The organism is Vibrio sp. JZG120, from assembly GCF_053890955.1.
The window spans coordinates 101508-123045 of the sequence record NZ_JBSRRK010000003.1 but is presented as its reverse complement, the minus strand read 5'-3'; the positions used below and the strand labels follow the sequence as shown (position 1 = coordinate 123045).

The 21538-nt window shown below is 44.3% G+C and carries 8 protein-coding genes; 6 read left to right on the top strand and 2 right to left on the bottom strand.

Translation table 11 applies throughout. From position 1 onward, the window contains the following. The coding region (locus ACWPOD_RS08480) for a Calx-beta domain-containing protein (RefSeq protein WP_456231778.1) at positions 1 to 1235 on the bottom strand (1235 nt) is incomplete at its 3' end. A gap of 402 nt (positions 1236 to 1637) precedes the next feature. Here ACWPOD_RS08480 and ACWPOD_RS08475 point away from each other — a divergent pair. Both ACWPOD_RS08475 and ACWPOD_RS08470 read left to right on the top strand, forming a co-directional pair. Beyond that, positions 1638 to 2954 carry a TolC family outer membrane protein gene (locus ACWPOD_RS08475; protein ID WP_048626423.1) on the top strand — a complete coding sequence of 439 codons (1317 nt, stop codon included), beginning with the start codon at positions 1638 to 1640 and terminating at the stop codon, positions 2952 to 2954. Between the two features lie 2 nt (positions 2955 to 2956). Beyond that, positions 2957 to 3571 (top strand): OmpA family protein, encoded by a 615-nt coding sequence (locus ACWPOD_RS08470; RefSeq protein ID WP_006741557.1) that lies wholly within the window; start codon positions 2957 to 2959, stop codon positions 3569 to 3571. An 87-nt stretch (positions 3572 to 3658) separates the two neighbouring features. Here ACWPOD_RS08470 and ACWPOD_RS08465 read toward each other — a convergent pair whose 3' ends face one another. Continuing rightward, positions 3659 to 16528 (bottom strand): tandem-95 repeat protein, encoded by a 12870-nt coding sequence (locus ACWPOD_RS08465; RefSeq protein ID WP_456231777.1) that lies wholly within the window; start codon positions 16526 to 16528, stop codon positions 3659 to 3661. Between the two features lie 400 nt (positions 16529 to 16928). Between ACWPOD_RS08465 and ACWPOD_RS08460 the strand changes: the two genes are divergently transcribed. The 4 genes from ACWPOD_RS08460 to ACWPOD_RS08445 all read left to right on the top strand — a co-directional run bounded on the left by ACWPOD_RS08460 (position 16929) and on the right by ACWPOD_RS08445 (position 21538). Further along, on the top strand, positions 16929 to 18239 hold the full coding sequence (locus ACWPOD_RS08460; protein ID WP_005395046.1) for a TolC family outer membrane protein: 1311 nt from the start codon (positions 16929 to 16931) through the stop codon (positions 18237 to 18239). A 2-nt stretch (positions 18240 to 18241) separates the two neighbouring features. After that, positions 18242 to 18856, top strand: coding sequence for an OmpA family protein (locus ACWPOD_RS08455; protein WP_046874949.1), 615 nt, complete (start codon positions 18242 to 18244; stop codon positions 18854 to 18856). A gap of 167 nt (positions 18857 to 19023) precedes the next feature. Beyond that, a complete protein-coding gene (locus ACWPOD_RS08450) occupies positions 19024 to 19377 on the top strand; it encodes a DUF2750 domain-containing protein (RefSeq protein ID WP_005395049.1) in 354 nt (117 codons plus the stop codon). A gap of 187 nt (positions 19378 to 19564) precedes the next feature. Beyond that, the gene (locus tag ACWPOD_RS08445) at positions 19565 to 21538 is read left to right on the top strand and encodes a diguanylate cyclase (protein WP_456231776.1); all 1974 of its coding nucleotides are present in this window, start codon (positions 19565 to 19567) and stop codon (positions 21536 to 21538) included.

Sequence of the window (21538 nt, the reverse complement as noted above, 5' to 3'; positions counted from 1 at the left end):
TCATCCACAATCGTTGCCGTGCCCGTATCGCTGCCTTGCACCGCACCAATGCCCGTTACCGTAACACTGAAATCTTCAGGACCTTCATAAACGGCGTCATCAATAGAAGCGATACGCACATCAAATTCGGTCTGTCCGGCTGGCACCGTTACCACGCCATCGTTTGGCACTGTGACCCAACCACTTCCCTTGTTGTATTCCAAGGAGCCTAAGTCGCCGGCTTCTGTATCACCGAGGTTGAGACTTAATTCGACCTCAACATCTGTAGCTGATGGATTCGATAAAGACACTTTAAAGCTGGCTAACTCACCTTCATTAATCGTCCCTGCATCGCTCATCGTTACCGTTGGACGATCATCATCAGGACTTAAACCAGGCCCACTACCATCATCAACAATGGTTGCAATCCCAGTTGCAGGTGTACTTTGTTCTTCTGTGTTTCCAGAAAGCGTAAATGTTTCTGGACCTTCGAATATAGAGTCATTTATAGAGTCGAGAGAAACCGTAAAACCATTTTCACCTAACGGGACCGACACAGTAAAAATACCGTTGTCATCGACTGAGATCTCTTCTGTTGTGCCATCGGAAAATGTTATGAGAACACTCTCGTTGACGTAGTCACTTCCCCTCTCGTCAGTAGATCCACCAATCGCAGTCTGATCGAACAGAGAAAAAGTGATATTGATATTGTCTTCTGTTGGTTGGTTAAGTGTGACGTCGAAGGAAACCAGATCGCCCTCATTGACAGTTGGGCTAGAAATCTCTTGAACAATTACTGTTGCAGGAACTGATATTGCTGTTGGTTCTGGTGGTTGTATTTGGAAAATATCGAGTAGCGTCTCTACCTGAGTACTTGAAAATCCTGTTCCGTCAGTTCCCACTGTCTCAAAATTGGTACTGGCGAGTAATTCAGCACCTGTGCGATCTATAGCCCCCGTATTTTGTGGGCTAGACCCGTTTCCTTCACCTGCAGCAGGATCAAACTCTTCACCCAGCTCAGTCGGGTCTTCCCCACTAGCAATTGCTTCAATTAACGCTGTGATATCATCAGTTACGTTTATCGAACTTCCTTGTGGTGTCACCTGCTCGATCACAAGCTCAGAAGTATCTGATACCTCATCAATTATTAACTCTCCTGGTTGAGGTAGTTGTCCCTCTTCTAGGGTCCTAATTTCCCCATCCAGCCCGATAACCACGATGTTGCCCATCAATGAGCTCAAAGTTACTCGATCCATATCTACCTCGCCCCACTTCAAACCAAGTCAAAAGTTTGTCACCCCTACATTTACGTCTATAGTTTAGTCAAAATCATCATTTTTTCGTTGTATGCGCAGCTCGTGGGATGCTTGATAACTCAAGGGGCGGAGTTATTCAAAAAGTATAGAGTTACGCTAGCTGCGAAACGCTATGATATTAAGAATTCAAGCTTTTCTCTGGCCTAAACATGCTGTGTTGCTGAGCAACATTTGCCATATGTGCTAAGGTTTAAAAAGGCGAAATTCTGGAATTTTTAAACAAAAGCCTAGTTTTAACAGTAGGTTGATAAATCCCTTACTCAAGCACTGTTATTTATGATGTTTCGTCTCAGTTATGAGATGAAATAGCAAAAAGCAACACGAATTTTTAGGAGAAATACCGTGAAATGGAACCGACTAAATATTGCTTGCTGCTGTAGTTTAATAGTGTCTTTACCCGTTTTCGGTCAAACTTTAGAGCAAGCCGTGGCATTGACGTTAAAAAACAATCCTGACATTAAGAGCGCATTTAACGAGTTCACCAGTCGAAAATACGTAAATGAAGCCTCTTCGGGCGCCTACTTACCTTCTATTGATTTAGATGCGGGCATTGGTTACGAGGGATTAGACCCTTCTGACGAGGTGGGACGTGGGGATACAGATTACACTCGAAAGGAAGCTTCGGTAACACTAACTCAGCTCATATGGGATGGCAGTGCAACCTTAAATGATATCGATCGTACCGCAGCCGATGCAGAGTCAGTTAGATTTCAACTTTTGGCCGATGCATCAGATAAAGCGCTTGAAGTCACCAAAGTGTATTTAGACGCAGTAAAAGCTTACGAAATACTCAAGCTTTCTGAAAATAACTTGGCGGTTCACAAAGATATTTACGAAGACATTAAAAAACGAGTCAACTCAGGTATCGGCTCTACCGCTGACTTAACACAGGTAGAAGCACGTTTGGCAAAAGCGCACGGTAATTTGGCAGCTGCTCAAAATAATTTGTACGACTCTCACACTATGTTCACTCGTTTAGTGGGTCAAACCCCGCAAGGGTTGATCTTTCCAAGAGCGGATCAGAATTTCATTCCATACACCATTGATGAAGCGGTAGGTTTGGCATTTGAACTACACCCTGTCATTCAAGTCGCGCTCGCAGACGTAGACTCTGCTAAGTTTCAATACAAACAATCTAAAGGTGTTAATTACCCAACCATTTCCATTGAAGCTTCACAAACATGGCGTGACGACGCTGATGGCTTAAAAGGCCGCAGTGATGAGACACTTGCCATGCTACGTCTACGCTACAACCTATTTAATGGCGGCAGTGACGCTGCAAACTCAGAAAACTTCGCCTATCAGTTAAATAAAGCGAAAGACTTACGTGAAGGTGCTTATCGCAATGTTGAAGAAGGGTTAAGGCTTTCATGGAGCGCGCTGGATTTGACCCTACAGCAAAAAGAGTTCCTGTCAGATCATGTAGACTCGGCATCTGAAACCGTTATTGCGTATGAAAAACAATATCGCATTGGTAAGCGAACGCTGCTTGATCTATTGAATACTGAAAACGAACTCTTTGAGGCACGTAAAGACTACTTAGATTCTAAATACGCAGAGCAGTACGCCAAATATCGAGTGATGAACGCAACAGGTCAACTGTTGAGTGCATTAAGGGTTGAAATGCCTAAAGAATGGCTAGAAGAAGTGGAGTATTAATTATGAAATACATAACTCTTATTGCACTCTCATTGATGATTTCGGCATGCAGTTCATCCGATAAAGGCGATGAATATGATTATATTGATACGCCCATTGCCGATCAGTGGGCAGATCATCTTGATGATGATTCTGATGGAGTCATTAATGAGCGCGATTTATGTCCGGGTACTCCTTTAGGTGCCGAGATTGATAACGATGGCTGCGGTTCGTATGTCGACTCCTCGCAAGAAATGCAAATTCGAGTTCTGTTCGCGAATGATTCCGATGTGATCAATCCTATCTTTACGGAGCAAATTCGAGAACTATCCGACTTCTTGAAGGAGTATCCAAATACATCGATAGAGATTCAGGGCTATGCCAGTCGCACTGGTACTGCAGAGCACAATCTTGACTTATCTAAACGCCGCGCTGAGAACGTTAGAAAAGAACTCATGATGAATGGTATTAGTGGAGATAGAGTCACCATTGTCGGCTATGGAGACACGGTACTTGCAACACAAGGCACCGACCAAGTGAGCCATGCGTTGAACCGTCGAGTCACCGCAACGGTGATTGGCCACAAAGGTGAAGTGAAGAAAGAGTGGACCGTTTTCACGACACTTCCTAAGAGCTAACATCGCAATGAACGGAGTTTAAAAGTAAAAGGTCTAGCAAAATGCTAGACCTTTTTTGATTTTCAATTTTACCTGTGGCTAGACATGCTACATGTCTTTGTATTGCGCTTCTAAACTTGCAATCAGACTTTGAGTCACATCATCGACACTTGCACCATCAAAATGGATGTCCAATGTCGAGCCACCTTTCGTAATACTCAAGTTCGCTTCCGAGCCGCCATCTGGTGCCACTTCTACGTGATACTCTCCGACATCACCAGTATGATCACCGGACTGAAGATCAGTAAGAAGCTCACCAACTTCATCTTTTGATAAGTCATCAAACAGATCGGAGAAGTCTAAAGTATCCTCATCTTTGTTGAAATCAGTAACCGTATCAACCTCGTTGGTCACTTCACTCCACTTAAAGATGTCAGAGCCCTCATCTCCCGTTAAGATATCATTACCTAAACCACCAATCAGAATGTCATCACCTTCACCGCCAACGAGTATGTCGTTACCACCCTGACCAAACAGTAAATCGTTGCCAGCACCACCAGATAAGTTATCCGACTTATCACCTTGGTGAGATTGGTTGAATTCTTCTAAGTTATTTTTAACGTATTCATGGATGCCTTCACCATCAATGGTAGAAACATCTTGACCCGTTTGCTGTGCCACATGTGATTGAATCGCACTCAAACCTTGCTCATTACCGCCAAATTCAATTAAATCACCCAGCAAGATATCGTCACCTTCTCCACCCTGAATAGTGTCTGAGCCTTGTTTTAGGGGCACATCTTGACCCAATATCGTTTCAGCAAGTTTAGTAACATCGATATCTGACTCTACCACACCATCAGTGTCATACTGCTTAAGTGTTTGTTCATCAACACCACTACCAAGACCTATCGACTCTACTGAAGACAATGCAGCTAACACTTGATACATATGTTGAGCTTGTGTTGAGCTACCACCTTCATCGTAGTAACGGATAGAACCATTATATCTGTCGATATCACCAAGGGTTCTGCCTGTTAGCGGTGAATATACCTGACCGTAACTATCTATAACGACGTCACCTTTGTAGGTAACCGTCTGTCCGTATGAATAACTACTGTTACTAACTATATCTTGCAGGGTAACAAGCTTGCCAGAATCATCGACATCCAAAATCACTTTCGAGAATTCATTCGGCGCTAAATGATAGAGATGCGTTGCTCTATTTGGTTGACCATCAGTAACAAAGTACGTGATATTTTGGCCACTAGGGTTAGGTTGACTGCTAAACCATTCAACAGCTGACTGTAAACCCGCCTCATAGTTTGTGCCGCCGTCACCCTCATCACCTATAGCACTATTCAGTTCTTTTACAAACTCATCTCTTGCTGTTGGAGAACTCAAGTCAACGGAAATAACTGCTGACGCACTTGAAGCAAACTCACTGAGGTGAATATTCACTGTTCCAGGCTTCTCACCCTGATTTGCAGCGCTTAACAGTTCATCAAACACATCTAGCACTTCTTGCTTCGCAGTTCCTACCCAGTTACCCATGCTCCCTGAAGTATCCAAAACAAAGGCGATGTTGTAGTCCTGACCGGCAATGATCTCCAACCCTTGGACATCGCCAACAATAATATCGTGATCGTCACTGCCCGTTATCTGATCGTTCCCATGTGAACCCGACTCTAGAACATAGTCACGAGCTGTAAGCGCAACAGACTCTGTTGTTGAAGCGGCATCATTATTTGCTTCTTCAACCGACGTCGCGGTAACGCTTAGTGGGAACTCTAGACTACCTTCATAATCAAACGGTACTCTGATATCTAAAGAGACCTTACCGTTAGCATCCAGGGTGACAAGATAATTACCGTTTGCGTCCTGATTAACGGCATGTCCATCGATATACAGCTCTACACCATCCGGCAAACCTTCCACAAAAACAGTTTGCGCCAAGCTTTCACTTCCATCGACATCAACCAAATCAACGTTAATATCAACGGGAATCCAACGCTCTTGAAGCACTTCATAGGTGCCGTCGGGCTTCAATTCAACGACTTTGTCTGCAAAAACAATTCGTTCAATTTCATATAAGTGATCACCACGATCATCACTACCTGTGTGGTCGTTTACCGAATCGATAGAACGATTATCTAGCAAAATCCAATATGGGACTTGACCTCCATGATCGTCTTTGAAGGTCATTTTGTAGTCACTGAAGTTTCCAGTTAAGTAAACCGTATCTCGGCCATCATAATCTGTAATAGTGGACGCATCATCACCATAGAAAGAGTCGTTATTACCACCGCCAATAAATACGTCATCACCGCCACCACCGTAGAAGGTGTCATTGTAATCAGTCCCAACGAATAAACTATCGGTATCACTTCTGTCGTTGTTGTCTCCTAGCATCACTCCGGCGTATGAGTGATTTTTTTGCACGACATCATCCAAACCAAGATCAGCAGCGACGAGTTCATTCTCTGTAGGCGTTTTATCTATCGCAGAAGTGGCTAAGTTGTGATTAGGATCAACAGCATCTCTCTTTACTAACTCTCCAACATTAATCGTGATCGCAGGGGCATCTGCAACTGCGACAACGTTGATATCAAGCGTATTTGTTGCGCCAGTATTTGTGGTGTAATTAATTAATGGAACATCACCTGACCAGTGCTCGGTAGGTTCAAATACGTAACTACCATCTTGGTTTACTAATAAAGTGCCACTAGTCAAAGATACGTTTTCACCTACCGCATAGTCAGTGTCATTAATAGTAATGTGATCAACCATCAGAAGGTTGTCGTCATCAGAGTCATTACGCAATACGTTACCCTGTAGCGAATTATCTTCGTTGGTCTTCTCAATATCACTTTCCGTTTCCGTCGGTAAGTTCTCATGTACTACAACATTGATCGCCAAGTTAGATTCTGCTGAATCACCATTCGCGCGTTCTGTACTCGTTGCCTTCAAATTGATTGTGAAGTCATCATGGGAGCCCGCTGGTGGAGTCACAGTAAGTGCATCTAATGCCCAACTTGTCACGTCCAGTTCTTCATCAATGGTTGCTACAGTAATAGAACTGTTTCCATCTGAAAGGATCGCACCTACAGGTAAGCCAGTTAGCGTGACTTTAAGTGATTCAGAGCCATCTGTATCATTTAAGCTTGCTTTAATTTCAGAGAGCGGTATCGCTGTATCTTGTAACCCTTCGTTCAGCTGATATGTTTCGTAAAACGCAACACCATTAACTTCTCGTAGTTCAGACGTTCTGATATCAGTTGCTTCTAGTGCACTTTCATCACTAACTACGTAAAGACTACTATTGCTCAGATTGACAGGCGCTTGTCCATTAATGGATACATCCACATTAAAGTTACCCGGACCACTTTGGTTATGGTGATAGATTTCAATTGGATAAAAGCCAGATACCGAAGGGGTAAAGCTAGCACCCTTAATATCACCACTGTCGCTACCCCAACGAGCTTGATCAAGTAACGTACCACCCAACTTGATAGCAAGGCTATCATCTGCTTGGCCAACAAAGTCGTAACTTGAACCAGCTTCCAGATAAACAAGAGATGTAACGAGAACGGCCTCATTTGCTAAGGTCGCATTAGTACCTAAATCTTCTACATTTGCCCAACTCAATCGAGTACCATCGGCTTCATCAAGAACGTTGATCGCTGAGATTAGAGTCTCTCCATTGACCCCCATACCATCACTAGAACCAACTTGAACATTACTCCATGTCGTAACGTTAAACTCTTGTTGGGGTAATGAGTTCTCGTGCGTCACTGCGATTAAGTTCGGTTTATCAGCGATAGGGTTTACGTCTATTGTCAGTGTTGACTCTTGACCAGTACTCTGTCCATCTGTTGGTTTAAAGCCAATTTGAGCGTAACTAGACTCCTGATCTCCGACTTGATTTCCGCCGAAACTGTCACTGCCAGACTCATTTAATTCAGGTACAAAACGAACACTGTTTTCATCAAAGAGCGATTTATCAAGCACTTGATCGATTTGGACAGACTGCCAATCGCCCTCCGAATCTTTATACTCTAATGACCCATCGCTAGGAAGCGTTGTGATTTGGACGGAGAGCTCTGATACGTTAGAGTCCACATCGCTAATACCGAATGATGACCAATCAAGCATCACTTGGGTATCTTCACTCATCTCAACCGCGGAAGGCGAAGATTCAGGTGCATCATTCACATTTACCAGAGAAACATTGACCTCGGCAGTATCAATCCCGCCAGTTCCATCGATAACCTCAACCTGAAGCGTATAATCGCCCAAGTCAACATCATCGATTGTCTTGTTCAATGAAATCTCTCCGCTTGTCGGGTCGATATCAAAAATACCATTAGTGGTCGAGCCATCTGCAAAGCGGTATACAAGCACGTCATTATCGTGATCTTCAGCAACGACCGTACCAATAACGGACCCACTCACCGTGTTTTCGTTAACTGACCCGAAGTCGTAAACATCATCATTTGGTTTGTCACCAGCACTATCGCCGCCAGAAATAAACTCTGGAGCGTGCTGAGCATCTATAATAGAGACTGTTGCTTCATTCGAGTCACTTGCAAGCGTCGAATCTGCACCAACCGTACCAATTAGAGTCACAGTTAGGTTTTCAAGATCTTCGTAAATACCATCATCGAGAGTTTTTATATCAATCGGCGCCGACGTTTTACCCGCTGGAATCGTGACTGTGTACGTACTTGGAGCAATATAATCTTTGTCATCAACATTCCCGCTGATTGTGAATGTTACCAGTACATCTTCATCTGCTTTTTGGTCAATGTTGACGATAAATTTTGCATCACTACCTTCATCAACTGAGGATTGATCTGAGCTAATAGTCACTTTCGGTGCACTTTGGGCATCAACGATCACAACACTTGCGCTGTTATTTGAAGCAATGCTCGCATCAGCGCCATCCACCTCTTTAATGGTTACTGTGAAAGATTCTGTGCCCTCATAAATACCATCGGTGAGCGTCAGTAAGTCAAGAGCAGCTGAAGATTGACCCGCAGGAACTTCAACACTCAGAACGCCAACAAAATCTTTTCCATCTTGGGCCACGCCACTATATTCGACATGAACCGTAACGCTCTCATCTGCAACTTTATCAAGTGTCAGCGTAAAGCCTGCCGTTTCACCTTCATTTACGCTGTTTTGATCGGCACTAATACTAACTAAAGGTGCAGGATCAGAATCCACAATATTTGCGTTACCAGTTGCAATACCATTACTGGTGACACTACCGATTTCCGTAACCGTCAGACCAAAGCTCTCATTACCTTCATGGACATTATCTAGTTTGGTCGGGACTGCGACTTTAATTTCAGCGACACCTGGAGGTATAGTAACGTCTCCATTAGGCGCTATATCTAATGCTTGAGTTTGACCATGAGTATCCACATAGGTCACTACCATAGTGCCTAGATCAACATCTTCTGCAGTATAGCTATCATTTGTTGTTGACTTCAGATTGACGACAACGGCCTCTTGAACAGGGTTAGAGAGTAAAACGGTAAATATTGCGTTAGTTCCTTCAATGACATCGCCGGCATCTACTACGCTAAGTTCTGTACTATCATTATCAAGAACTGTTGCCGTCCCCGTTTCACCGCCGAGCTCAAGAACGATCGTTTCACTGCTTTCCACAACCAAATCATCAATAGTCGGAATCGATATTTCGAAGCTACTTATACCTGCAGGAACAATCAAGTAACCACCTAAGAAAACAACACCATTTGTGTAGGTTGCATTTGATAGATTTACGTCATTCTTATCAACTGAAGAACCTTGAGCAAGCATATCAACTTGGTACTTAACAGCAGTACTGGTGACTTCATCTAGAACAACCGAAAACGTGACATTGTCACCCTCAGTCACGCTATCACCGACCACAGACAGACTTGGCCCATTTTCAGCAACATTACCATCTAGCATTTCATTAACGATATTGACTGTAGATGGATCGCTAACGCCACTTTCAGAGTCGACGGCCGCATATCCAAAGCTGTCTTCGGCAGGAACACCTTCTACATAACGTAACTCCCAGTTACCTTCATTTTTCGTAGAAAAATCTAACTGAGTAATGACCGAACCTTCAGGAAGAGCTAGATCTTTCCCATAACCAACGCTTGTTTCTTGGAATAGCATGAAGTTGCCTTCAGGCTTCAAAAACTCGAACGTTTGAGTCTGTTGGACATTATTTGAATCTAAGTATGTAACCGTAATAAGCGCTGCGTTGTCATCACCGTAATCAAACAATCCACCTAGTCCATCTAGTCCAAGGTTTACGCTGCCCACAGGGTTGTTAGACAAATCGATCGTAATCGTTTCACCCTTCTCAATACCTTGCCCATCATTGTCAGCGATACCATTGCCGATGTGTGACACCTGGCGGTTGTACTGCGCAAGCTCACCGCTATCAGAAGAAATAGTGATAGAGGCTCCATTTGCTAAATGCTCAGTACGGGAATGTGATGGACCACCATCTTCACTTAATCCCCAGTTATTGAAATCTGTTGTAGATTCCGAGCCATTAGGCGTATTTGGACGATCTTTGATACCTAATAAGAAGCCAACATTATCAGCTTCATAGTAAAGGCTGTCTTTGTCATAAAGCGTATCGCTTACTTCTTTAATTTCGTGCAACTCACCATCACTATCTTTAAAGAACAACGTACCTGAGGTTGGCAGTTCAGTAATTCGGACATGTAGATCGTTGCCTTTTAAGTCGTCTTCAACATCCGCGATATGATCTTGAGAGTCACCGCTACCCAGAGGGTTCGTATCGGTATCAAACACAACGTGCGTAAGCTGATCATCGGCCACATGCGTAAAGTCTTCACTGTCAGGTTTGTCGTTTACTGGCGTGACATCAACTTTAACAATGGTGGATTCACTGACACCACCGGAGGTGACGATATAGGTGAAACTGTCTACCCCGTGGTAGTTGTCGTTCGGCGTGTAGGTCACGGTGCCATCAGGGTTGACCGAGACAGTACCGTTAGCTGGGCCTTTATTGGTATCAAGCGACACTACTTTATCGTCGCCGTCAAACGTGTCGTTACCTAAGACTTTAATGATGGTTGGCGTGTCTTCCACGACTGTCGCGCGGTCAGATTCAATATCCGCCACAGGTGCAACCATGAAGTTCACCGTTTGGCTGATGCTTTCACCACTTGGATCAGTAGCAGTAAACGTTAGGGTTTCTGAGCCGTTCCAGTCTGCAGTCGGAGTGATATTGGCAACGCCATTCACAATAGAGACTTGGATGTTGTTATTGCCAGAGACGGAGAATTCTAGCGAGGAATCGGAATCTTTAAATACTTCATTCAAGTCGATCGTGTATGCATCGAAATCTTCCGATAAAACTTGGTCTGCAATCGCATTTTCAACAGTTGGTGCATCGTTAACACGATTCACAATCAAACTATCACTGTCGTTAGCCGTTGGATTAACACCATCCGATACTGACGCGCTTATAGTCAGATCTTTAAGGTTGAGTTCATCGTTGTTAACTGCATCAACACCCGCTTGAGTTAGTTTGACTTCATTGCCAACCAACACGAAGTAACCGTTTGAATTGTTTTCTAAAGAAACGGTTAATTGGTCTTCTGGCGTATCAGAATCAGCGACTTCCAACGTCGCCACTACCGTATCCGTGTTCACTGCGTCTTCAGTAATGCTTTCCACGGCATCGACCTTGATGGTTGGCGCATCGTTTACTGGATTAACGGTAACGGTCACCTTCGCTTGATCAGTCAGCACACCGTCGGTGATGGTGTAAGTGATCTCAGCATCACCATTGAAGTTTTCTCCCGGAGTGAAGACGAGTTTTCCATCCACCACTTCAACCGTACCCTGCTCTTTAGGTACAGAGGCTGATTCAATACTCAGCTTATCGCCATCCACATCGCTGTCGTTTGGCAGGACATCAATCGTCACTGGTGTGTCTTCGTCAGTAATCGCCGTGTCATCTTTTGCCACTGGCGCATCGTTGACTGGCGTCACATCGACGTTCACCGTGGTGGATTCCGATACCCCACCGGACGTAACGATGTAGGTAAAGCTGTCTGCCCCGTGGTAGTTGTCGTTTGGCGTGTAGGTTACGCTGCCGTCCGGGTTGACCGAGACCGTGCCGTTAGCTGGGCCTTTATTGGTATCAAGCGACACTACTTTGTCGTCGCCGTCAAACGTGTCGTTACCTAAGACCTTGATGATAGTTGGCGTGTCTTCAACAACCGTCGCTTTGTCTGCCACGATGTCCGCCACAGGCGCTACCGTGAAGTCCACCGTTTGACTGACGCTCTCGCCGCTTGGATCGGTAGCAGTAAACGTTAGGATTTCTGAGCCGTTCCAGTCTGCGGTTGGTGAGATGGTCGCGATGCCATTTTCAATCGAAACCAACACGTTGCTGTTGCCGGACACTGAGAAGCTAAGCACGGAGTCGCTGTCTTTAAATGCGTCGTTTAAATCAATCGTGTAGGTCGCGAAATCTTCCGATAACACTTGATCTGTAATGGCATTATCAACTGTTGGCGCATCGTTAACACGATTCACAACCAAGCTATCACTGTCGCTAGCCGTTGGATTAACACCATCCGACACTGACGCGCTGATAGTCAGGTCTTTAAGGTTGAGTTCATCGTTGTTAACCGCGTCAACACCCGCTTGAGTTAGCTTGACTTCATTGCCAACCAACACGAAGTAGCCGTTTGAGTTGTTCTCTAAAGAAACGGTTAATTGGTCTTCTGGCGTATCAGTATCACGAACCGTTAAGGTTGCGACTACCGTATCAGTGCTCACTGCATCTTCAGTGATGCTTTCTACGGCATCAACTTTGATAGTTGGCGCATCGTTTACTGGATTAACGCTAACTACCACTTTCGCTTCGTCGGTCAATTGACCATCCGTTACGATGTAGGTAATTTCAGCGTCGCCATTGAAGTTTTCTGCAGGAGTGAAAACGAGTTTTCCATCCACCACTTCAACCGTACCCTGCTCTTTAGGTACAGAGGCTGATTCAATACTCAGCTTATCGTCATCCACATCAGTGTCGTTTGGCAGAACATCAATAGTAACTGCGGTGTCTTCTTGTGTCGTAGCGATGTCATCTTTCGCCACTGGCGCGTCGTTGACCGGCGTCACATTGACTTCAACGGTAGTGAATTCGGATACACCGCCTGATGTCACGACATAAGTGAACGTATCTTTGCCGACGTAGTTGTCATCTGGTGTGTAGGTCACCGTGCCGTTGTTATTCACAATGACGGTGCCATTTTTAGGACCATTATCGGCGTCCAAAGACACCACTTTATCAGTGCCTTCGAACGTGTCGTTACCTAAGACGTTAATGATGGTTGGTGTGTCTTCGACTACATCCGCACTATCAGCCTCAATGTCAGCTACTGGTGCTACCGTAAAGTTCACCGTTTGACTGATGCTTTCACCGCTTGGGTCTTTAGCTGTGAAAGTAATTGTCTCTTTGCCATTCCAATCCGCAGTCGGAGTGATGGTAGCAACACCATTCACAATAGAAATTTGGATGTTGTTATTGCCAGAGACTGAGAATTCTAGCGAGGAATCGGAATCTTTGAATACTTCATTCAAGTCGATCGTGTATGCATCGAAATCTTCCGATAACACTTGATCTGTAATGACATTATCAACTGTTGGCGCATCGTTAACACGATTCACAACCAAGCTATCACTGTCGCTAGCCGTTGGATTAACACCATCCGACACTGACGCGCTGATAGTCAGGTCTCTAAGGTCGAGTTCATCGTTGTTAACCGCGTCAACACCCTCTTGAGTTAGCTTGACTTCATTGCCAACCAACACGAAGTAACCGTTTGAGTTGTTTTCTAGCAACACCGTAAGCTCATCTTCCGGCGTGTCAGTATCGCGAACCGTTAAGGTTGCCACTACCGTATCAGTGCTCACTGCGTCTTCAGTGATGCTTTCCACGGCATCAACCTTGATGGTTGGTGCATCGTTTACTGGGTTAACGGTAACGGTCACCTTCGCTTGGTCAGTCAGCACACCGTCGGTGATGGTGTAAGTGATCTCAGCATCGCCATGGAAGTTCTCTGCCGGTGTGAACACCAGTTTTCCATCAATAATTTCGACTGTACCTTGTGTTTCAGGTACAGACGCTGATTGGATAGACAGCGTATCGCCATCCACATCGGTGTCGTTTGGCAGGACATCAATCGTCACTGGCGTGTCTTCGTCAGTAACAGCGGTATCATCTTTTGCCACTGGCGCATCGTTGACTGGCGTCACATCGACGTTCACCGTGGTGGATTCACTGACGCCCCCGGAGGTAACGATGTAGGTGAAACTGTCTGTACCGTGGTAGTTGTCGTTTGGCGTGTAGGTTACGCTGCCATCAGGGTTGACCGAGACCGTGCCGTTAGCTGGACCATTGTTGGTATCCAGCGACACCACTTTATCGTCGCCTTCGAACGTGTCGTTATCTAAGACCTTGATGATGGTCGCCGTGTCTTCCACAACCGTCGCTTTGTCTGCCACGATGTCCTCCACAGGTGCAACCGTGAAGTTCACCGTTTGGCTAGCACTCTCACCGCTTGGGTCGATGGCTGTGAACATTAACTCTTCTGAGCCGTTCCAGTCCGCGGTTGGGCTGATGGTCGCAATACCGTTCTCTATTGAGACATTTACATTACTATTACCAGAGACGCTGAAGGTCAGATCGCCATCCACATCGCTGAAAGCGGTATTTAGATCGATGGTGTATGGCGTGAAATCTTCCGCCAAGGTTTGGTCTGCGATGCTACTTTCAACTACAGGCGTGTCGTTCACGGCATTCACCGTAACTTTTACAGTCGCTTGGTCAGCTAGAGAACCATCAGTAACGGTATAAGTGATTTCAGCGTCGCCATGGAAGTTCTCTGCCGGTGTGAACACCAGTTTTCCATCAATAATTTCGACTGTACCTTGTGTTTCAGGTACAGACGCTGATTGGATAGACAGCGTATCGCCATCCACATCGGTGTCGTTTGGCAGGACATCAATCGTCACTGGAGTATCTTCGTCAGTAACAGCGGTATCATCTTTTGCCACTGGCGCATCGTTGACTGGCGTCACATCGACGTTCACCGTGGTGGATTCACTGACGCCCCCGGAGGTAACGATGTAGGTGAAACTGTCTGTACCGTGGTAGTTGTCGTTTGGCGTGTAGGTTACGCTGCCATCCGAGTTGACCGAGACCGTGCCGTTAGCTGGACCATTGTTGGTATCCAGCGACACCACTTTGTTGTCGCCTTTGAACGTGTCGTTACCTAAGACCTTGATGATGGTCGGCGTGTCTTCCACAACCGTCGCTTTGTCTGCCACGATGTCCGCCACAGGCGATACTGTGAAGTTCACCGTTTGGCTAACGCTTTCGCCGCTTGGATCGGTAGCAGTAAACGTTAGGGTTTCTGAACCGTTCCAGTCCGCGGTTGGAGTGAACGTAGCAATGCCATTGACGATCGCCACTTGAATGTTGCTGTTGCCAGAGACGCTAAACGTTAACTCGCCATCGGCGTTATCCACATCGCTGAAAGCGGTATTTAGATCGATGGTGTATGGCGTGAAGTCTTCTGCCAAGGTTTGGTCTGCGATGCTGCTTTCAATCACAGGCGTGTCGTTTACCTCATTCACCGTGACTTTGACCGTCGCTTCGTCAGTCAACGAACCATCGGTGACGGTGTAAGTGATCTCAGCGTCGCCATTAAAGTTTTCTGCCGGTGTGAACACCAGTTTGCCATCAATAATTTCGACTGTACCTTGGTCACTCGGCACAGACGCCGATTCAATGCTTAACGTATCACCATCGATGTCAGTGTCGTTTGGCAACACATCAATCGTTACTGAGGTATCTTCCTCTGTAATTGTTGCGTCATTAAGGGCAATAGGCGCATCGTTAACTGAGTTTACTGTTACCGAGACTTGAGCTTCATCCTCTAGCTCACCATCTGAGATGGTGTAGCTAATAGTTGCATTACCATTGAAGTATTCAGCCGGAGTGAAAACAAGCTTACCATCGACAATCTCAACGATACCTTGCTTTTCTGATACAGAAGCAGAAGTAATGGATAAATCGTCACCTTCAATGTCACTGTCGTTAGCGAGCACATCAATTACAACCTGGGAATCTTCGTCAGTTTGAATCGCATCGTTAGTCGCTATTGGCGCGTCATTAACAGGCTTAATATCTAAATTAGCAGTGCCATTAATAACACCCCCATCGTCATCAATGATGTCATAGGAGAATGACACTTCAGTATCATCATCAGCTTCTGGGATATAAGTCCAAGATCCATCGTTGTTATCAATTAAAGTGCCATTCCCACTCTCAATAGTGACGTTTGTAACGATAAGAGTATCAGCATCGTCAATATCGACATTCGATAGTAATTCTTCGGTAGTTATCGTGATGCGATCGCTATCTTCTTCGATAGCGCTTAATGTCACTGGAGAATTAGTAAGTGGTTTATTTGAGCCATCTCCACTGGTTTCTATATTTGTTGCGAAAAAGTCATTTAAGGTCAACGCTTGTGTTTCAGATAAACCGAGGGATTCCAAGCCAATAGTTTCAAAATTTGTTGAGGCCAGTACTTCAGTGCCATCCCGTGCAATCGTGGCACTATTTTGTAAACTTGAACCACTGTTTTCACCCGCAGCTGGCGCGAGTTCTTCATCAACTATAGAAGGGTCTTGACCTTGCTCAATAGCACCAATAATTCGTGCCACATCATCTGAAATATCTTTTGAGCCTTGCTCTTCAGTTAGTTGAATGTTCAAATTTAGAGGTGCAGCATCTGTCGTTGCCACTACCACTTCACCTGGTAGGGGCTGTTGTCCTTCTGTTAGGACTCTCAGCTCCCCATCTAAACCTATTACGACGACTTGATTACCGAGTGACACTAACGCTGTACGATCCATATAAATCTTAACCCTAAATAACTGTCAAGTTTTTGACTAACAATACTAATTTGCTATATATTGCCTGATTATATAGTGCAATAACAGCAATTTGATGCTCAATTAAGTAATTATGTGTCATACATCAATAGGAATCTATGCGCATATTTATCTTGTTTTAATAAAAGCCACTCAACTCTTGTTAAACATCAATTTCACTTTAAAATCGGGATCCTTATTCAAAATTTAGACCCACCAAATGAATTGATTTATCAAGAATGAAACAAATGAACAATGAATCAACAGGTTACTTCTTCGTGTATTAATGTTATTGTGCGCTAAATTATTGACGCCCTTATAGGTATCCCACTTATAAGCCCTCTCACCTCGAGAAATTTTATTATTATCTAGGAGAATCACAGTGAAGTGGACTCGTGCCAACGCCTTTTGCATTGGTGTGTTCGCAGCTAGTCATGCTTTTGGGCAAACACTAGAGCAAGCGGTTGAAAACACATTAAAAACCAATCCTGACATCAAAAGTGCGTTCAATGAATTCGTTAGCAAGCAGTATGTGAATGAAGCATCTGGCGGTGCTTACCTCCCATCCGTAGATTTAGACGCCGGTATCGGTTATGAAGGCATTAACCCAGCAGAAGCAGGGCGAGATTCAACGGATCTGACAAGAAAAGAAGCGACCGTGACACTAACCCAGTTGATATGGGACGGTTCTGCGACACTTAACGATATGGATCGAACAGCAGCTGACGCAGAATCAGTTCGTTATCAACTGCTCGCTGATGCTCAAGACACGGCACTCGAAGTGGCAAAGGTTTACTTAGATTCAGTAAAAGCTTATGAAATTCTTACACTTTCAGAAAACAACTTGAAGGTTCATAAGAAGATCTACGAAGACATTAAAAAGCGAGTTAACTCAGGACTTGGGTCTACCGCTGACCTAACTCAAGTAGAAGCTCGTTTAGCAAAAGCTCACGGTAACTTGGTGGCGGCTCAGAACAACTTATATGACAGCCACACCACGTTTACACGCCTTGTCGGACAGTCCCCACAAGGATTGATTTTTCCGCGAGCGGACCAGAACTTTATTCCCTACACCATAGATGAAGCAATTGACTTGGCATTTGAATCGCATCCAGTAATCAAAATTTCGATGGCAGATGTAGACTCAGCTAAGTTCCAATATAAGCAATCTAAGGGAACTTACTATCCAACGATATCTGTAGAAGCGGCTCAAACGTGGCGTGATGATGCAAGCGGTATCGAAGGAAGCAGTGATGAAACGACAGCGATGCTGCGTATGCGTTACAACCTCTTTAATGGTGGTAGTGATGTCGCCAATGCTGAAAACTTTGCCTATCAACTAAACAAAGCCAAAGATTTACGAGAACGCGCATACCGCAGCGTTGAAGAAGGGCTTCGTCTATCATGGAGCGCGTTAGATTTAACGCTTCAGCAAAAAGAGTTTCTGGCGGATCACGTAGATTCGGCATCTGAAACTGTTATCGCCTACGAGAAACAGTATCGCATCGGTAAACGAACCCTTTTGGATTTGTTAAATACTGAAAACGAGTTATTTGAAGCGAGAAAAAACTACTTGGATGCTCGATATTCAGAGCAATACGCGAAATACCGTGTAATGAATGCGACCGGCCAATTGTTAAATGCCTTGCGAGTCGATGTGCCTACGGAATGGAATGAAAAGGTGGAGTACTAATCATGAAACCAATGAAAATTCTATTTGCATTAAGCCTTCTCGCCGTTACTCAACAGGTTGTTGCTGAAGACGAGTATGACTATCGACCTGTACCAAGTGCAGAGCAAATCGCTGACCTTCAAGATGAAGATAACGATGGCGTCATCAACGCTCGAGATATGTGCCCTGGAACACCGGAAGGCTCAGAAGTCGACAATGACGGTTGCGGCGAATACATTAAAGCATCAGATAACATGCAAGTGAGAATACTTTTTGCCAATGATTCTGATGAAATCAATCCCGTGTTCAGAAGACAAGTACGTGAACTGTCCGATTTTTTAAAAGAATACCCTACTACGTCTATCGAACTGCACGGCTACGCGAGTAAAGTTGGTGGCTCTCAGCACAACCAAGATCTATCAGAGAGACGAGCGCGCAATGTCCGTGAGGCGCTATTGAGCTACAACATCGAACCGAGCAGAGTTCGTATTGTTGGCTTTGGTGATACTCACCTAGCGCAACAAGGCACCGATGAAGTCAGCCACGCTTTAAACCGCCGAGTAACTGCTTCTGTCGTTGGTTATAAAGGCGAGATTAAAAAAGAGTGGACAATATTCACTACCCTCCCTGAAAGGTAAAAATGTCTGTATTAATGTTTGTTTAAACAAGCATTAATAAATCTAGGACGACATAAGAAAAGGAGCTTCGGCTCCTTTATTTTTACTCATTGCAATAACCGTATTATGCTTTAGGAATCGGCACTTTAGTGTTACCCTAGCGGCGTCATAACAACGAGAGTTTTGAAATGAGCAAACTTACATCAGATATCCAAGCAAACCTTGACCTTTTTGTTGCAGAAACGAAAGAAAACCAACTGGTTTGGGGTTTACGCAATGAAGAAGGTTGGCTATCTTGCGATTCAACTGAATTCGAAAACAGTGAAGTCATGCCTTTCTGGTCTTCGAAAGAAGATGCAGAAGCGCACAATGTTGAAGAATGGGCTGACTTCACTGTACTAGAAATCCCACTAGATATCTTTGTTGAAGATTGGCTTTTAACTCTTGCAGAAGATGGTGTTCTTGTTGGTACTAACTGGAACGATCAGCTAGAAGGCAAAGAAATGGAGCCTCAAGATCTAGCAAAGCTTTACATTGCATAACGATTTCTAGACCTCAACTTTATGTTGGGGTCTTTCTTTTGATGCTCTTTTTTTGATATATCGACCAAGTGCATAGTTTTCCTATTCTTTTTCTTCGTACACCCAACTCAATCACAACGCTGATCAATTAATAGCGCTATGATTCTCCAATTCCAAAGCAACAAAAGAACATAAGGCACGTTTAAATATGCGCACGCTCTATCCTTTGCTTGCGTCACTCTTACTCGCCCCGGTATATGCTAGTGACACTCAAGATATTGAGCCAGAACAAAATATCACGCAGTGGCACGCCGTTTATCAAACCACATTGAGAAGTAATCCTGACTCAGCATTAAGCATGCTTCAAGATCGATACCACACCGCGAAATCGCACAGCGAAAAACTCTACGTCAGCGGGCTGATTTATGAATACATGTCGAACATAAAGCAGCCGTACTATGGAAGCAGCCAAGTTCTCAACAATAACTTTGCTCAGTTAGAGTCAGAGTACATTCTTGCCTTAAATGAACGTAAGCATGGTAGTTATGACGCCTCAGTAAATAGCTTTTCTTCATTGCGACAAAAAATGAAGCAGACTTCAGATTCTGAAGGCAAAGCTTTGATGAACTATCAGCTCTGTTATACGTTGAATCAACAAGGTCGTTATCACAAAGCAAACTTTTATTGCTCGTCGTTAGAAAGCCATCTAAGTCAACAACACCAAGAAAACTTCCCTATTGATCTCGCGTTACGTGTGGTAGCGAATAACTATAACTATCGTGGTGACTATGAAAAAGCGCTGAGCCTTTATAGAAAGCTGCTGGCCAACATGTCTGCTCAAAGCGATCCTTCTGGCATTTACAATGACGTCGGAAATTTGCTAGCAGAGCTTGGGCAGTTTGAACAATCAGAACAATATCTCATCCAAGCCCTACTCGCTCGTCAAGATGAAGGGACACCACTCAAAGTCGCCCAGGTCGAACATAGCCTTGGGGCAATGTATAAGAAATCCAAAGAATTCGATAAAGCCATCAATCATTATCAAAATGCATTAACAATACTCAACCAGCTCCAATACCCATATGGTCAAGGGTTAAGCTACTTAGGGCTGTCTGCGGTTTTAGCCGAAAGTGGGCAACTGGATACCGCAGTAGATTACATTAGAAAAGCTTTAGACATTGCTGAAACGTATGAAAATACGCACCTCGAAACGGAAGGGCATTTAGCTGCTGGGTTCGCGTATTTGAAAAACCATGCTACTGAAAAATCGATTGCACATGGCAAAGTCGCGTTAACACTAGCGATCAATAACTCTAGGCCATTATTACAGGCACAAGCTCAATTACTCCTTTCCAAAGCGTACCAAGCCCAAGGTGATTATAAACTGGCATTAGAGCACCACGAAGCCTATTCAAACATTGAATTGGCCAACCGAGACGCTAGCAATATTAAAGCATTAGAGGCATTAGACCTCACAAAGAAAGAGTACGAATATGATCTTCAAGTCGCTCGGTTGAATAATGAAAAAAGCTTAAATCAGCATCAATTTGAGAAGCTTACCGATCAAAAGCGCACTTATAATTTTGTGGTTTCCTGTTTGTTGGTCTTGCTCATTCTGGCATTGATACTTCAGCGACAAACACGACAAAAAGCTAAAATAGATAGTCTAACATGTTCGTTGAATAGAGCGGCAATTATAGAGACCATCAAAGGCCAAACCTCCAAAGCGGACGAAGACTTCCGCTATGTTATAGCATTAATCGACCTTGATGACTTTAAGACGATAAATGATCAATACGGTCATCCGACTGGCGACTTGGTGTTACAGCAAGTTTGCCAAGTGCTTAAAGCTAAGCTCAATAAGGGAGAGTATATCGGCCGTTTGGGTGGAGAAGAGTTTATCTTATTATTGAAAAACGTCGATGAAATTGACGTTCCTTTCCGGGTGCAAAGCCTACACAAAACGATTTCAGAGAAGCGCGTACGCACGGTAAATAATAGTGATCTGAGTGTAACTGCTAGCTTGGCCTATCTATCAACATCAATGCCGCTTACCAACTTTGATGAACTTTATTCGATACTAGACCAAGCTTTATACCAGGCTAAAAAGCAGGGAAAAAACATCATTATAGACGCATACGATGAGCCAATTAGCCTAAGTTCTGACTATGTTAGCCAGTAA

Coding starts and splice junctions, on each gene's coding strand:
- ACWPOD_RS08455 (WP_046874949.1), top strand. CDS start 18,242: ATGAAACCAATGAAAATTCTATTTGCATTAAGCCTTCTCGCCGTTACT.
- ACWPOD_RS08445 (WP_456231776.1), top strand. CDS start 19,565: ATGCGCACGCTCTATCCTTTGCTTGCGTCACTCTTACTCGCCCCGGTA.
- ACWPOD_RS08470 (WP_006741557.1), top strand. CDS start 2,957: ATGAAATACATAACTCTTATTGCACTCTCATTGATGATTTCGGCATGC.
- ACWPOD_RS08450 (WP_005395049.1), top strand. CDS start 19,024: ATGAGCAAACTTACATCAGATATCCAAGCAAACCTTGACCTTTTTGTT.
- ACWPOD_RS08465 (WP_456231777.1), bottom strand. CDS start 16,528: ATGGATCGTACAGCGTTAGTGTCACTCGGTAATCAAGTCGTCGTAATA.